Origin of the sequence: Citrobacter amalonaticus (assembly GCF_018252635.1) — a bacterium.
In the GTDB taxonomy this organism is placed as follows: Bacteria; Pseudomonadota; Gammaproteobacteria; order Enterobacterales; family Enterobacteriaceae; genus Citrobacter_A; species Citrobacter_A amalonaticus_E.
This window is the reverse complement of record NZ_JAGTXM010000001.1, coordinates 354,386-369,624: the sequence shown is the minus strand read 5'-3', so window position 1 is coordinate 369,624 and position 15,239 is coordinate 354,386. Positions and strand designations below refer to the sequence as shown.

Sequence of the window (15,239 nt, the reverse complement as noted above, 5' to 3'; positions counted from 1 at the left end):
CGGAGATTATGACTTACGCATCATCAGCCAGAGGCTGATCAGGAAGAACGAGGCACTCGGAAGCAGCGCACCAATAATCGGCGGAATGCCGTACACCAGCGTCAGCGGGCCAAAGATCTGGTCCAGTACATAGAAGACAAAACCAAAGCTTATCCCCGTCACCACCCGCACGCCCATTGGTACGCTACGCAGCGGACCAAAGATGAACGACAGCGCCATCAGCATCATCACCGCAACAGAGAGCGGTTGGAAGACTTTGCTCCACATATTGAGCTGGTAGCGTCCGGCCTCCTGGCCGCTCGACTTCAGGTACTTCACGTAGTTATGCAGACCGCTGATAGAGAGTGCATCCGGGTCCAGCGCCACCACGCCCAGTTTGTCCGGCGTGAGATTGGTTTTCCAGGTACTGCCCACCATTTGCGAACCGGTGATCTGTTTCGGATCGGTCAGATTCGACTCATCCACCTGCGACAACCGCCAGACCTTCTGATCTTTGTCAAACTTTGCAGACGCGGCATAGCGAACGGATTGCAGACGACGCTGATCGTTGAAGGCGTAAATGCTGATGCCGCCTAACTCTTCCTCGCCTTTCACCCGTTCGATGTAAACAAAGTTATTGCCGTCTTTCGCCCACAGCCCTTGCTGGGTGGAAAGCAACGAACCGCCATACATCGCCTGCGCACGATAGTTACGTGCCATCTGCTCGCCCTGCGGCGCAACCCACTCGCCGATGGCCATGGTCAGCAGCACCAGCGGGATCGCAGTTTTCATTACCGAGAACGCCACCTGCATGCGGGTAAACCCCGACGCCTGCATCACGACCAGTTCGCTGCGCTGCGCCAGCATCCCAAGTCCCAACAGCGCACCAAGCAGCGCCGCCATCGGGAAGAAAATCTGCACATCTTTTGGCACGCTGAGCAGGGTGTACATCCCCGCGCCCAACGCGTCGTAGCTCCCCTGCCCGGCTTTTTTCAGCTGGTCGACGAACTTGATAATGCCGGAAAGCGACACCAGCATGAATAACGTCATCATGATGGTGGTGAAAATGGTTTTACCGATATAGCGGTCAAGGACACCAAATGGCTGCATCACACCGCTCCTTTACGCGAAAAACGGGCGCGCAGACGGCGCACCGGCACTGTATCCCACAGGTTCAGCCCCACCGCCAGCGCCAGGTACAGCAGGTTGACGACCCACATCCAGAGAACCGGATCCAGTTTCCCTTTCCCGCCGTTGGATTTCAGGGAGGTCTGGATCAGGAAGAACATCAGATACAGCAGCATCGCAGGCAGCATCGACAGCACGCGCCCCTGACGCGGGTTGACCACGCTCAGCGGTACGACCATCAGCGCCATCATAAATACGGTAAAAACCAGTGTGATACGCCAGTGCAATTCCGCACGGGCGCGATCGGTATCGGTGGACCACAGCGTGCGCATGTCCATCTGGTCGGTATCGTTCGGATCCAGCGCCACCGCCTGGTGACCAATAATCGCCTGATAGTCCTGGAAGTCAGTGATGCGGAAATCGCGCAGCAGCGCGGTGCCTTCAAAGCGGGTACCTTTACTCAGCGTGACCACCTGCGAACCGTCGCGCAGTTGCGACAGATGTCCGGAATCGGCGACTACCACGGAAGGACGGGCGTTCCCTTTCGGGCGAATCTGTGCGAGGAAGACATCTTTAAAGTCGCTACCGTCAACGCTTTCAATAAACAGTACCGAGTCGCCGTTGGTGGCCTGTTGGAACTGCCCCTGCGCCAGTGCGGCCATACCTGGGTTGGCTTTCGCTTCGGCCAGCACTTCATCCTGATGTTTTGACGACCACGGTCCTGCCCACATGACGTTCACGGCAGCAATGATACCGGTAAACAGCGCCAGGATCATGGCCGCTTTCACCAGCACGGCCTTACTCAGGCCGCAGGCGTGCATCACCGTAATTTCACTCTCGGTATACAGTTTGCCCAGCGTCATCAGCAGTCCGAGGAACAGGCTGAGCGGCAGGATGAGTTGCGCCATTTCAGGGACGCCGAGACCCAGCAGCGAGAGCACCAGATTTGCCGGAATGTCACCGTCAACCGCTGCGCCGAGGATCCTCACTAACTTTTGACAAAAGAAGATCAAAAGCAGAATGAAGAGGATGGCAAGCTGGCTTTTGAGCGTCTCCCGCACCAGATATCTTATGATTATCACTTTAAATACGCCCGTAAAAACTCGTCTTTTGCAGGAATTTAGCTTGTTTCATGGCTTAAACGTCATTTATTCTCTTGAGTCGTCGAAATCGTCGCTAAAATTATTATACTCAGCGGATTCGCCACTCAGAACGCGTTCTGATGTGCCAATGCCGTAATAACGTTAAGATTAACACGAAGTCACCGCAACTGCGGATATGAGTTACGAAAGCTTGCAATTCTAACCGCAGGCGCCGCCGTTGTCTTTAAGATTCAGGAGCGTAGTGCATGGAGTTTAGTGTAAAAAGCGGTAGCCCGGAGAAACAGCGGAGTGCCTGCATCGTCGTGGGCGTCTTTGAACCACGCCGCCTTTCTCCGGTTGCAGAACAGCTCGATAAAATCAGCGACGGGTACATTAGTGCCCTGCTGCGCCGTGGCGAACTGGAAGGCAAACCGGGTCAGACCTTGTTGTTACACCATGTTCCCAACGTGCTGTCCGAGCGGATCCTCCTCATCGGTTGTGGCAAAGAGCGCGAGCTGGATGAACGTCAGTATAAGCAGGTGATTCAGAAAACAATCAACACGCTGAATGATACTGGCTCAATGGAAGCCGTCTGCTTCCTGACCGAACTGCACGTCAAAGGCCGCAACAATTACTGGAAAGTGCGTCAGGCTGTCGAAACGGCCAAAGAGACGCTGTACAGTTTCGATCAACTGAAGACCACCAAAAGCGAGCCGCGTCGCCCACTGCGTAAAATGGTCTTCAACGTGCCAACCCGTCGTGAACTGACCAGCGGCGAGCGTGCGATCCAGCACGGTCTGGCTATTGCTGCGGGTATTAAAGCCGCAAAAGATCTCGGCAACATGCCGCCGAACATCTGTAACGCCGCCTACCTGGCCTCTCAGGCGCGTCAGTTGGCTGACAGCTACAGCAAGAATGTGGTCACCCGCGTCATCGGCGAACAGCAGATGAAAGAGCTGGGAATGCACTCTTACCTCGCCGTCGGTCACGGTTCGCAGAACGAATCGCTGATGTCGGTGATTGAGTACAAAGGCAGTCCGTCCGAAGACGTACGTCCGATTGTACTGGTCGGTAAAGGACTTACCTTTGACTCCGGCGGAATCTCCATCAAGCCTGCTGAAGGCATGGACGAGATGAAGTACGACATGTGCGGTGCGGCGGCGGTTTATGGTGTCATGCGTATGGTGGCGGAGCTTCAGTTGCCAATCAACGTCATCGGCGTGCTGGCAGGCTGTGAAAACATGCCAGGTGGTCGCGCCTATCGTCCTGGCGACGTGCTGACCACGATGTCCGGTCAAACCGTTGAAGTGCTTAACACCGATGCCGAAGGCCGCCTGGTACTCTGCGACGTATTAACCTACGTTGAGCGTTTCGAGCCGGAAGCGGTCATTGACGTGGCAACCCTGACGGGCGCCTGCGTGATTGCGCTGGGTCACCACATTACCGGTCTGATGTCGAACCATAACCCGCTGGCGCATGAGCTTATCGGCGCGTCCGAACAGGCGGGAGATCGCGCGTGGCGCCTGCCGTTAGGTGATGAGTATCAGGAACAACTGGAGTCCAATTTCGCGGATATGGCGAATATCGGCGGCCGTCCAGGCGGTGCGATTACCGCAGGTTGCTTCCTGTCGCGCTTTACCCGCAAGTACAACTGGGCACACCTCGATATCGCTGGTACCGCATGGCGTTCCGGGAAAGCCAAAGGCGCAACCGGTCGTCCGGTGGCGCTGCTGTCGCAGTTCCTGCTCAATCGTGCCGGTTTTAACGGCGAAGAGTAAGTTTGAGATTGCCCCGTAGGCCGGATAAGCGCAGCGCCATCCGGCAAAATGCCTGATGGCGGCGCTAATGCGCCTTATCAGGCCTACGGTGTGCAACATGGCAACGCGTTTAAATCCACCACAAGAAGCCCCATATATGAAGAATGCAACGTTCTACCTTCTGGACAACGACACGCAACACGATGGCCTCAGCGCCGTCGAACAACTGGCGTGTGAGATTGCCGCAGAACGTTGGCGCAGTGGCAAACGCGTGTTGATTGCCTGCGAAGATGAAAAACAGGCGATTCGCCTGGATGAAGCGCTGTGGGCCAGACCGGCGGACCGATTCGTCCCGCACAATCTGGCTGGTGAAGGGCCGCGCGGAGGAGCGCCGGTGGAAATTGCCTGGCCGGAAAAACGCAACAGCAGCCCACGCGATCTGCTGATTAGCCTACGCGTTGGCTTTGCAGATTTTGCCACCGCTTTCACAGAAGTGATAGACTTCGTCCCTTACGAAGATTCTCTGAAACAATCGGCACGCGCACGCTACAAAGCCTACCGCGTGGCTGGTTTTAACCTGAATACGGCAACCTGGAAATAATGGAAAAGACATACAACCCCCAAGATATCGAACAGCCGCTTTACGAGCACTGGGAAAAGCAGGGCTATTTCAAGCCTAACGGCGATGAAAGCAAAGAGTCCTTCTGCATCATGATCCCGCCGCCGAACGTCACCGGCAGTTTGCATATGGGTCATGCTTTCCAGCAAACCATCATGGATACCCTGATTCGCTACCAGCGCATGCAGGGGAAAAATACCCTGTGGCAGGTCGGTACCGACCACGCAGGTATCGCAACCCAGATGGTGGTTGAGCGTAAAATTGCCGCAGAAGAAGGTAAAACCCGTCACGACTACGGTCGCGATGCCTTCATCGACAAAATCTGGCAGTGGAAAGCGGAATCTGGCGGCACTATTACCCGCCAGATGCGTCGTCTCGGCAATTCCGTTGACTGGGAGCGCGAGCGCTTCACCATGGACGAAGGTCTTTCCAATGCCGTGAAAGAAGTCTTTGTCCGCCTGTATAAAGAAGATCTGATTTACCGTGGCAAACGCCTGGTGAACTGGGACCCGAAACTGCGTACCGCGATTTCCGATCTCGAAGTGGAAAACCGCGAGTCTAAAGGGTCGATGTGGCACATCCGTTACCCGCTGGCCGACGGCGCAAAAACGGCTGACGGCAAAGATTACCTGGTGGTGGCGACCACTCGCCCCGAAACCCTGCTGGGCGATACCGGTGTGGCCGTCAACCCGGAAGATCCGCGCTATAAAGATCTGATTGGTAAATTCGTGGTGCTGCCGTTGGTAAACCGCCGCATTCCAATCGTCGGTGACGAACATGCCGACATGGAAAAAGGCACCGGCTGCGTGAAGATCACCCCGGCGCATGACTTTAACGACTACGAAGTCGGTCGTCGTCATGCCCTGCCTATGATCAACATCTTCACCTTTGATGGCGATATCCGCGAAACGGCGGAAGTGTACGACACCAAAGGCAATGAGTCCGATGTCTACTCCAACGAAATCCCGGCGCAGTTCCAGAAACTGGAGCGCTTTGCCGCACGTAAAGCGGTGGTTGCTGCGATCGACGCGCTGGGCCTGCTGGAAGAGATTAAACCGCACGACCTGACCGTCCCGTACGGTGACCGTGGCGGCGTGGTTATTGAACCGATGCTGACCGACCAGTGGTACGTCCGTGCTGACGTACTGGCAAAACCGGCGGTCGAAGCCGTTGAGAACGGCGACATTCAGTTCGTGCCGAAGCAGTACGAAAACATGTATTTCTCCTGGATGCGCGATATTCAGGACTGGTGTATCTCCCGTCAACTGTGGTGGGGTCACCGTATTCCGGCATGGTACGACAATAACGGTAATGTCTATGTGGGTCGCAACGAAGACGAAGTACGTCAGGAAAACAACCTGAGCGCAGACGTTGCCCTGCGTCAGGACGACGACGTGCTGGATACCTGGTTCTCCTCCGCGCTGTGGACCTTCTCCACGCTCGGCTGGCCGGAAAACACCGACGCGCTGCGTCAGTTCCATCCGACTTCCGTGATGGTTTCCGGCTTCGACATTATCTTCTTCTGGATTGCCCGCATGATCATGATGACCATGCACTTCATCAAAGATGAAAACGGCAAACCGCAGGTCCCGTTCAAGACCGTCTATATGACCGGTTTGATCCGCGACGATGAAGGCCAGAAGATGTCCAAATCTAAAGGTAACGTGATCGACCCGCTGGATATGGTCGACGGTATTTCGTTACCGGAGCTGCTGGAAAAACGCACTGGTAACATGATGCAGCCGCAGTTGGCTGAAAAGATTGCCAAACGCACCGAAAAACAGTTCCCGGAAGGTATCGAGCCGCACGGCACCGATGCTCTGCGTTTCACCCTGGCCGCGCTGGCGTCTACCGGTCGCGACATCAACTGGGATATGAAGCGTCTGGAGGGTTACCGTAACTTCTGTAACAAGCTGTGGAACGCCAGCCGCTTTGTACTGATGAACACCGAAGAGCAGGATTGCGGCTTCAACGGCGGCGAAATGACCCTGTCGCTGGCGGACCGCTGGATCCTCGCGGAATTCAACCAGACCACTAAAGCATACCGTGAAGCGCTGGATAACTTCCGCTTCGATATCGCCGCGGGCATTCTGTACGAGTTCACCTGGAACCAGTTCTGTGACTGGTATCTGGAACTGACCAAGCCGGTCATGACCGGAGGTTCCGAGTCTGAATTGCGCGGCACCCGCAATACGCTGGTTACCGTGCTGGAAGGTCTGCTGCGCCTGGCGCACCCGATCATCCCGTTCATCACCGAAACCATCTGGCAGCGTGTGAAAGTCATTGCCGGTATTACCGCTGACACCATCATGCTGCAACCTTTCCCGGAATATAACGCCGCACAGGTTGATGAAGCCGCACTCGCTGACACCGAATGGCTGAAGCAGGCGATTGTTGCCGTACGTAACATCCGCGCTGAAATGAACATTGCGCCGGGCAAACCGCTGGAGCTGCTGCTGCGTGGTTGCAGCGATGACGCGATGCGTCGCGTAAACGATAACCGCAGTTTCCTGCTGAATCTGGCGCGTCTGGAAAGCATCACCGTTTTGCCTGCCGATGATAAGGGTCCGGTTTCCGTGACTAAAATTATCGACGGTGCTGAGCTGCTGATCCCGATGGCGGGTCTCATCAATAAAGAAGATGAGCTGGCGCGTCTGGCGAAAGAAGTGGCGAAAATCGAGGGCGAAATTAGCCGTATCGAAAACAAGCTCGCCAATGAAGGCTTTGTCGCGCGTGCGCCGGAAGCGGTGATCGCCAAAGAGCGTGAGAAGCTGGAAGGCTACGCCGAAGCGAAAGCAAAGCTGATCGAGCAGCAGGCAGTCATCGCCGCACTGTAATCGCAGGGGCGGTAATGTAAAAAGGCCGGAGCAAGCTCCGGCCTTTTTGTATCAGGCTTGTTGTATCAAATAAATGGAACCTGCGGCATCATACCGCGTGAAAGCACCGCAATCGGCCCTGTCTCGGGTTGTTCATTATGGTCAGTCAGTTCCAGGGTATCCAGATCGCCATCAACCCAGGTATTCGCCGCCAGGAAACGTAAATAGCGCATCTTCATTAACGGATAAGCCAGTCCCAGCGTAATGGCCGACACCACGGCAATCAGCACCCATTGCACCACCAGCGCATAAAATACGATACCGGAATGAAAACGAATTGCGCCGTTCACAAGCGTCAGGCTATTCATTAAATGGTTGCGCAGCCCCATCCACATATACCCTGTGGAAAGCAGAATGGCAGCGAAATAGAGCAGGTAGCAGGCGATGATTTGTCCACGATACTCAAGGATGAGAGCCAACTGTACATCCTCACTCATTCCCCCTCTCATATTGGCCATCATGATCGCGCTGAAAAAGTCAGAAAAGAGCCAGGCGATAACCGCGATAAAAGGAATAAGGATCAGCATCGACAGTAAACATACTTTTATGCACTGTTTCACACTGACGGCAATGGAAAAACGATGAATACCAAACTGGCCGCCTTCACCGAGCAATGAAATCCATTTTGCATAGAGGATACCGGCGATGATTCCTATACTCACGAGAATAATAATAAACACCAGAGACAGTTTTGTAATAATAGCCTCAATGCTATAAGCATCACCGCCAGGAATATTCACTATTCCCAGTATCATCACGGCCAGCAGAATATAAAGTACGATGGGTAATCCCATCATCACCCACCATGCACGACCCAATGAGCAGTGAAAGTTAAAACGCACATTATTTAACGTAGTCATCATGGCATTATATTTTATACTTTTGACCATAAGTACAGGCAACACCATGAAAAATGCCAACAGTAACACCAGTTCAAGCGCGGGCACGGCGGCGAAGAAAGAGATCAAGATAATAACAAAAACCAGGAACAACCAGCTTAAGAATATTGCCAGTCCAGTCGCATGGTAGCCAAAGCGTGCGCCGTTCAACTCCATATTTTCATAAATATAACGACGACTACGCACCATTGCCCACGGCGTGTAAATACCCAGAGTAATGATACATAGAATGACATTAGTTAGGCAGATAATAAAATACGCCCCGGCACGCCCATGAAAGTTAAACTGCCAACGAGGCTTCCGTTCGTTGTTGCCAAACAAATCCATAACAAATCCTTTGCTTTCAAAAAATAAAACGAATAAATAATAAAAGTATCCTTATCAGAGAAGATAGAATAACCTTTTCGCTGAATGAACGCTTGTTTTTTTACGTACCGCTTGCATGCTTTCCAAGAGAATGATATCAATTACAATTATATATATTTAGCTTTAACAAATGAAAAACATGAATAATCAACAGCATCAGTCACTCACTCTCCGCCCTCTTTCAGCGCAGGATAATCCTGTTATCGCTGCGGTTATCCGTCAGGTTTCCGCCGAATATGGTCTCACCGCTGACAAAGGCTATACCGTTGCCGATCCGAATCTGGATGAGTTGTATCAGCTCTACTCTCAGCCTGGACATGCATATTGGGTGGTGGAACGTAATGGGGAAGTCGTGGGTGGCGGCGGAATTGCACCATTAACCTGTAGCGAACCCGATATTTGCGAGCTGCAAAAAATGTACTTTTTGCCCTCCGCACGTGGGCAAGGCATGGCGAAAAAGCTGGCGCTGATGGCGATGGAGCACGCCCGTGCGCAGGGATTTAAACAATGCTATCTGGAAACGACCGCCTTTTTACGCGAGGCAATTGGCCTGTATGAACATTTAGGGTTTGAGCATATCAGCGAACCGCTCGGCTGCACCGGGCACGTCGATTGCGAAGTGCGAATGCTCAAACCCCTTTAATCCGACCTATTGCATCTCAGGCGATACCGAAAGTCGAATCACGCCAGCGGCCTGCGCGGCTGGCAATTTCAGCACCTCTTCCCACATGTCCTGCACCAGATCGCAGACGACCTTTTCTTTCCCGACCCCCTTCTGCGGCTCAGCCATAAGCTGTACATCCTGCCCATAACGCTGCACCAGTACCGGTACGACGCTTTGCAGATCCTGCATGGCCTGCTTTTTCTCAGCGTCTGTTACCGTATGTCTGTTGGGGCCGTATGCCGCTCGCATCATCGTGGCATCGCCTTCCATACGCCGTTTCAGAATATCCTGCGAGATCAGACGCGTCGGGTTAATCCCGCCTTTGACCTGCGGGAAGAGAAAGCGAAAACACGCGTCGTCGCCTTTTTTCTGCACCGCCGCAGTCTGTTCGAGATTGATCTTCATGTAGTCAATGACATTACTGTCCGGCGCCTGCTGTAAACGCGACATCTGAATTTGCAGCACCTGCGGTTGAATGGTATCGATAATTTGTTGTTCGGTTTTGCCTTCATTTTTAAGCTGCAGCGCCTGAGTGCGGAGATGGATCCAGAAAGCTGGCTCCTGTTCCTTCAGTACCTGAAACGTTGGCATCTGCAGTAGCGCGGCATCAAACCGCTGCTCTTCCGTCTGACCGGACGCCGCTTTTTCTCGCGGGATCAGGTAGTGCACGTCAAAGAGGTTCCACGCGACGATCGCTACAATCATCAGCACCGCGCCGGAGGCCTTCCCCACCCAGCCTTTTTTACGCATCAGCCCAATCACTGCGGCGATAACCGCGCCGACGTAGCCTGCGAGAAGTACATGTGTCCAGTTCATCGGTATTGCTATTCCTTGCCCTGAAAAGGACACATTTTTCCCTGCTCGCGACGGGATGTCACCTTACTGCTGGCAGAACTACCGAAATTAAGAGGCGACGGGGACTCCGCTGTGAAAGCGAAATTCGTTGTCCGGCGAGGCTATCAGCGCGGCCTCCACTTCACCAAAATGACGGACGCGGGGAGAAATATCTTCCTGAGCCACCTGTTGCGCCAGCGACAAATAGTCCTGGAAGTGACGCGCTTCAGAGCGCAGCAGCGACAAGTAGAACTTTTGCAGGTCGTCATCGAGAAACGGCGCAAGCGCGGCGAAGCGTTCGCAGGATCGTGCTTCGATGTAAGCGCCACAAATCAGCTTATCAATCAGCGTCAGCGGCTCATGCGTGCGCACCGCTTTCAGCATCCCTTTTGCGTAGCGACTGGCGGTGATCTTCACATAAGGAATGTTTCTGGCCTGCATCGCTTCGCGCACCTGCCAGAAGTGGTGCAACTCTTCTTTTATCAACAGCACCATGCTGTCGATAAGCTGGCGGCCCCACGGATCGTCCGTTTCCGGCATCACGCTTTTACCCATCTGTTTATGGAGCGCGACAAAGTCGGGTTCTGGCCCCTCCCGAAAGGCAAAGGCTTCATATGGCTGTAGCGAGGCGAGCAGCGCATCTGCGCCCGGTTTATCCGCCACGTACTTACGCACCAGCAGCATCGCCGTTTGTGCCGCCTTGAGTTCACATATCAGATGATCGGTGAGCAACAGAGGAAGGTTTTGCGGATCGCGCGCCTGGTCAATCCATGCCTGCGGGGTCGGACAGTGCAGAAACTGGCGTACCGGGGAGAGAATTTGCGGATAGTCCATGTGTAACCTGTCGAAAGAGTACGGCAGCACACTGCCGTACTTTTTTAACGTTCGGGGATCTTAGTGACGCACGCCGTCGTCATCTTCGTCGACGTAGTCTTCGTCGTCGCCCTCTTCACCTTCTTCGCCGTTCGGATCTTCAAAGTAGGTGCCCCAGCCGTCGTACTCAACGTCATATTTCTCGGCCAGGTTCATCAGTTGTTCAACCTGCGCGTCGATAAGGTCAGCTTTCAGCGCACATTCACTGAGGATATCGCAGCAAATGACAGTGTCGCCTTCCTCCACTTCCAGCTCTTCCGGCTCAGTCACTTCGTAACCGAGTTTAAACGCTTCAACCGCGGCTTTTTCCAGGGTTTCAAAATCGTCTGCGGAAAGGTGATGTTCGATGGTGTATAGCGCGTCCGGGTCGCTACCATCATCCAGTAATTCTTCAATAATCAGGCGCGTTTCTTCACGCTGCTCTTCCAGTAGTTCCGGGTTTGCCATGGCTCGTTCCTCATAATGTCCTGCCGATACTCTTATTGTCACATACCGCCGTCATTGCCTCCACCTTTCCAGAAAAGATTTGTGAAACGGGGTTGCAAATGCATAATCATCCATATAAATTGAATTTTAATTCAATAGATGGCATTCGCCATGGGAGGGAACTATGTCAGGTTTTTATCAGAAGCATTTTTTAAAGTTACTCGATTTCACCTCAGATGAACTCACCGCACTCGTCCAACTTGCCGCAAAACTGAAAGCCGATAAAAAAAACGGTAAAGAAGAACAAAAGCTTACTGGCAAAAACATCGCGCTCATCTTCGAAAAAGACTCGACCCGTACACGATGCTCTTTCGAAGTTGCCGCTTATGACCAGGGGGCTCGCGTCACTTATCTTGGTTCCAGCGGGAGCCAGATTGGGCATAAAGAGTCAATTAAGGATACCGCACGCGTACTGGGCAGGATGTATGACGGCATTCAGTATCGCGGTTACGGTCAGGAAGTGGTCGAAACGCTGGCCGAATATGCCGGTGTACCGGTATGGAATGGATTAACCAACGAGTTCCATCCTACTCAATTACTGGCTGACCTGCTGACGATGCAGGAACATCTACCGGGTAAAGCGTTTACCGACATGACGCTGGTTTACGCTGGCGATGCGCGCAATAACATGGGTAACTCAATGCTGGAAGCCGCTGCGCTCACCGGGCTGGATCTGCGTCTGGTCGCGCCAAAGACCTGCTGGCCGGAAGCATCGCTGGTCGCGGAATGCAGCGCAATGGCGAAGAAAAACGGCGGCAACATTACGCTCACCGAAGATATTGCAGCAGGCGTGAAAGGAGCAGACTTTATCTATACCGACGTCTGGGTGTCGATGGGCGAACCAAAAGAGATGTGGGCGGAGCGTATCGCCCTGCTGCGTGACTACCAGGTCAACAGTCAGATGATGGCGCTTACCGGGAACCCGCAGGTGAAGTTCCTGCACTGCCTGCCCGCGTTTCATGACGACCAAACCACGCTTGGTAAGAAAATGGCGGAGGAATTTGGTTTGCACGGCGGAATGGAAGTCACCGATGAGGTGTTTGAATCCCCGGCCAGTATTGTGTTCGACCAGGCCGAAAACCGGATGCACACCATTAAAGCGGTGATGGTGGCAACGCTGGCACAATAATATTGCCCGCAAAGAAAAACCCCACATAACAATGTGGGGTTTATCAGCAGGCTGAGGCGAAAACTACCGTTTTCGCCCTGTATTACAACCGTGAATTACGCGCCCATTGGCGGCGTAAACGCGGTGAGTTCCAGCTCCGGCCCGGTGTATTTCTCCGCCATCACCAGCGCAGTGTTGCCCGCGCAGCCATTCGCCAGACGCGAGGTCGGGATGTCTTTGGTAAGCACGTTGGCCCCACCATTTTTACAGATCCCGGTGCCTGCGTAATCCAGATCCGGCCATGCGCCTTCATGGATACACACCACGCCCTGCTTGATGCCGTCGGTGACTTTCGCACCGGTCAACACCTGGCCGCGCGCGTTCCAGACGCGCACCACATCGCCGTCAGCAATGCCACGTTTTTTCGCATCTTCCGGATGGATGTAGATCGGCTCACGGTTGGCCACCGCATACTGTTTGCGCAGCGACGCATAGTTAAGCTGACTGTGTAAACGATGCGCCGGGTGCGCGGTCAGCAGTTGCAGTTCACCCTCTTTAGCGTTGCCAGCCCACTCGTCGGGTTCCAGCCAGGTCGGATGCGCCGGGCAATCCTTATAGTTGAAGCCTTCGATGGTTTTCGAGTAAATCTCAATTTTACCGCTCGGCGTACCCAGTGGGTTCATCACCGGGTCTTTACGGAAATCGGCATAGCGTACAAACGCTTCTTCTTTCGGGTTCTTACGCATTTCGATCAGCTTGTTCGCCTCCCAGAAGGCGGTGAACTGCGGCATGTTGACGCGTTGCTGGCGCGCGCCTTTCTGCGCCACGTCGTAGAACTCGCGCAGCCAGTCCATTTCGCTCTTGCCTTCGGTATAAGCCGCTTTACCGCCAGGCTTCAGCAACTCCGCCATATCCGCGAACACGTCAAAATCGTTGCGGGCTTCGAACTGCGGTGGAATGGCTTGTTTCATCGGCACCAGATGCTGGTTGCTGTAGTCACCGGTCATGGTCAGGTCGTTACGTTCAAACGATGTGGTGATCGGCAGAACGATATCCGCGTGCTTGGCGGCAGCCGTCCAGTAGCACTCGGAGATCACCACCAGTTCGGGTTTTTGCCAGGCTTTCACCAGGCGGTTAGTGTCCTGATGATGAGTGAAGTTGCCACCGCCTGCCCACCAGATCATACGCAGATCGGGGAAGGTTTGTTCCTTACCATTATGTTGATATTTGCCGCCGGGGTTTTCCAGCGCTTCAACAATACGCGCAACCGGGAACGCTTCAACCGCATCGGAAGTTGCCCAGTCGTTGCCAGCTGAAGAGCTACCTGCGATTGTTGCTGAAATCGCCGACAGCACACCGCCGCTACGGGTTGGGTTGCCGCCGTTTGAGTAATGGTAAGAGAAGCCGAAACCGCCGCCCTCGGTACCAATCTGGCCGAGCATCGCCGCCAGGGTGACCAGCATCCAGTGGCGCTGTTCGCCGTACTGCTGACGCTGAATGCCCCAGCCCGCCATCAGCATGGTTTTATTCTTGGCAAAGATTTCTGCCAGAATTTCCATTTGCTTCGCCGGAACACCGCAAATCTTCTCGGCCCAGGCCGGATTTTTAGGCGTATTGTCATTTTTACCTGTCAGATACGCTTCGAATTCGCCATAGCCGGTGGTGTATTTATCGAGGAAGGCTTTGTCATGCAGTCCTTTTTCTACCAGCGCGGACGCAATGCCTAACATCAGCGCCACGTCAGTCCCCATATTCGGCGCAATCCACTGTGCTTTATCACCGAAAAATTCGATAGTTTCTGAGCGTTGCGGATCGATGGCGATAACGGTTTTGCCGGAGGCCTTCAGTTTATTGAAGTACTCGAGGCCTTGCTCATCAGTACTCGTCCAGGCAATTTTCAGGGTGTTTAGCGGGTTAAGCCCCCACAGGACCACCACCTGGCTATGTTCAAGGATCAGCGGCCATGCCGTCTGCTGTTCGTAAACTTCCACTGAACCGACGACGTGCGGCATGATCACCTGCGCCGCGCCAGTGGAGTAGTCGCCGGTATGCCCGGTATAGCCGCCTGCCATGCTCATATAGCGCTGAAGCAGCGTCTGCGCTTTATGCAGCACCCCACTGGAGCGCCAGCCATAAGAACCCGCAAATATGGACGATGGGCCATGCTCGGCACGGATACGGGCGTGCTGCTCGTGGATGAGCTTCAGGGCGTCTTCCCATGAAACTTTGACGAACTCGTCTTTACCACGCTTGCCGTCCGGTTTGCCCGGCGCATTCAGGAAGCCTTTACGCACCATTGGAGATTGAATTCGACACGGGGTATGCGCCTGATCGGGCGCGGTAGTTTGCAGATCGTTGGGGATCGTTTTCGCCAGCGCCCCTCGCGACGAAACAATTTTGCCGTCTTTAACCTCGATATACATCGCCCCCCAACGCCCTGCGGTCAGAATAGCGTTACCCGGCGCGTCTGCGGCCCACGCTGGCATTGGAATTGCCGAGGTAATTATCATCGCACCGGCGGAACCGCCGGCATATTTTATAAAGTTACGTCGTGTAAGGTTCATAGGT

General features: G+C 54.0%; 14 protein-coding genes. 6 read left to right on the top strand and 8 right to left on the bottom strand.

What is annotated here, in order from left to right; all coding sequences use genetic code 11:
- Nucleotides 1-6: 6 nt before the first annotated feature.
- The 3 genes from lptG to ytgA all read right to left on the bottom strand — a co-directional run bounded on the left by lptG (nt 7) and on the right by ytgA (nt 2,302).
- Nucleotides 7-1,089 (bottom strand): LPS export ABC transporter permease LptG, encoded by a 1,083-nt coding sequence (gene lptG / locus KE671_RS01710; RefSeq protein WP_206161451.1) that lies wholly within the window; start codon nt 1,087-1,089, stop codon nt 7-9.
- Entirely contained in the window at nt 1,089-2,189 is a 1,101-nt protein-coding gene (gene lptF / locus KE671_RS01705; RefSeq protein WP_206161450.1) for an LPS export ABC transporter permease LptF, read from the bottom strand. The genes lptG and lptF overlap by 1 nt, the downstream gene beginning before the upstream one ends.
- A gap of 62 nt (nt 2,190-2,251) precedes the next feature.
- On the bottom strand, nt 2,252-2,302 hold the full coding sequence (gene ytgA / locus KE671_RS22745; protein WP_211180521.1) for a protein YtgA: 51 nt from the start codon (nt 2,300-2,302) through the stop codon (nt 2,252-2,254).
- A gap of 153 nt (nt 2,303-2,455) precedes the next feature.
- Between ytgA and pepA the strand changes: the two genes are divergently transcribed.
- The 3 genes from pepA (at nt 2,456) to KE671_RS01690 (ending at nt 7,402) form a co-directional block, all read left to right on the top strand.
- On the top strand, nt 2,456-3,967 hold the full coding sequence (gene pepA / locus KE671_RS01700; RefSeq protein ID WP_061075379.1) for a leucyl aminopeptidase: 1,512 nt from the start codon (nt 2,456-2,458) through the stop codon (nt 3,965-3,967).
- Between the two features lie 136 nt (nt 3,968-4,103).
- Nucleotides 4,104-4,547, top strand: coding sequence for a DNA polymerase III subunit chi (gene holC / locus KE671_RS01695; protein WP_206161449.1), 444 nt, complete (start codon nt 4,104-4,106; stop codon nt 4,545-4,547).
- Nucleotides 4,547-7,402 carry a valine--tRNA ligase gene (locus tag KE671_RS01690; RefSeq protein WP_206161448.1) on the top strand — a complete coding sequence of 952 codons (2,856 nt, stop codon included), beginning with the start codon at nt 4,547-4,549 and terminating at the stop codon, nt 7,400-7,402. The genes holC and KE671_RS01690 overlap by 1 nt, the downstream gene beginning before the upstream one ends.
- A 65-nt stretch (nt 7,403-7,467) precedes the next feature.
- On the opposite strand, the gene KE671_RS01685 is transcribed toward KE671_RS01690, so the two are convergent.
- Nucleotides 7,468-8,667 carry a YjgN family protein gene (locus KE671_RS01685; RefSeq protein ID WP_206161447.1) on the bottom strand — a complete coding sequence of 400 codons (1,200 nt, stop codon included), beginning with the start codon at nt 8,665-8,667 and terminating at the stop codon, nt 7,468-7,470.
- Between the two features lie 178 nt (nt 8,668-8,845).
- Here KE671_RS01685 and KE671_RS01680 point away from each other — a divergent pair, with 178 nt between their 5' ends.
- Complete coding sequence (locus KE671_RS01680) at nt 8,846-9,349, top strand: GNAT family N-acetyltransferase (RefSeq protein ID WP_206161446.1); 504 nt, start codon at nt 8,846-8,848, stop codon at nt 9,347-9,349.
- A gap of 6 nt (nt 9,350-9,355) precedes the next feature.
- Here the strand turns inward: KE671_RS01680 and KE671_RS01675 are convergent, their stop codons facing one another.
- The 3 genes from KE671_RS01675 to rraB all read right to left on the bottom strand — a co-directional run bounded on the left by KE671_RS01675 (nt 9,356) and on the right by rraB (nt 11,524).
- The gene (locus KE671_RS01675; RefSeq protein ID WP_206161445.1) at nt 9,356-10,186 is read right to left on the bottom strand and encodes a topoisomerase II; all 831 of its coding nucleotides are present in this window, start codon (nt 10,184-10,186) and stop codon (nt 9,356-9,358) included.
- Between the two features lie 87 nt (nt 10,187-10,273).
- A complete protein-coding gene (miaE, locus tag KE671_RS01670) occupies nt 10,274-11,038 on the bottom strand; it encodes a tRNA isopentenyl-2-thiomethyl-A-37 hydroxylase MiaE (protein WP_206161444.1) in 765 nt (254 codons plus the stop codon).
- 60 nt (nt 11,039-11,098) lie between these two features.
- Nucleotides 11,099-11,524, bottom strand: a complete 426-nt coding sequence (rraB, locus tag KE671_RS01665) for a ribonuclease E inhibitor RraB (RefSeq protein ID WP_061075385.1) — start codon at nt 11,522-11,524, stop codon at nt 11,099-11,101.
- Nucleotides 11,525-11,622: 98 nt separating this feature from the next.
- On the opposite strand from rraB, the gene argL reads away from it, so the two are divergent.
- The gene (gene argL, locus KE671_RS23005) at nt 11,623-11,718 is read left to right on the top strand and encodes a putative translational regulatory protein ArgL (RefSeq protein WP_404979125.1); all 96 of its coding nucleotides are present in this window, start codon (nt 11,623-11,625) and stop codon (nt 11,716-11,718) included.
- Complete coding sequence (gene argF, locus KE671_RS01660; RefSeq protein WP_206161443.1) at nt 11,688-12,692, top strand: ornithine carbamoyltransferase; 1,005 nt, start codon at nt 11,688-11,690, stop codon at nt 12,690-12,692. Before argL ends, argF begins: the two co-directional genes overlap by 31 nt.
- 95 nt (nt 12,693-12,787) lie before the next feature.
- Here the strand turns inward: argF and KE671_RS01655 are convergent, their stop codons facing one another.
- On the bottom strand, nt 12,788-15,235 hold the full coding sequence (locus KE671_RS01655) for a molybdopterin guanine dinucleotide-containing S/N-oxide reductase (RefSeq protein WP_206161442.1): 2,448 nt from the start codon (nt 15,233-15,235) through the stop codon (nt 12,788-12,790).
- Nucleotides 15,236-15,239: the final 4 nt, after the last annotated feature.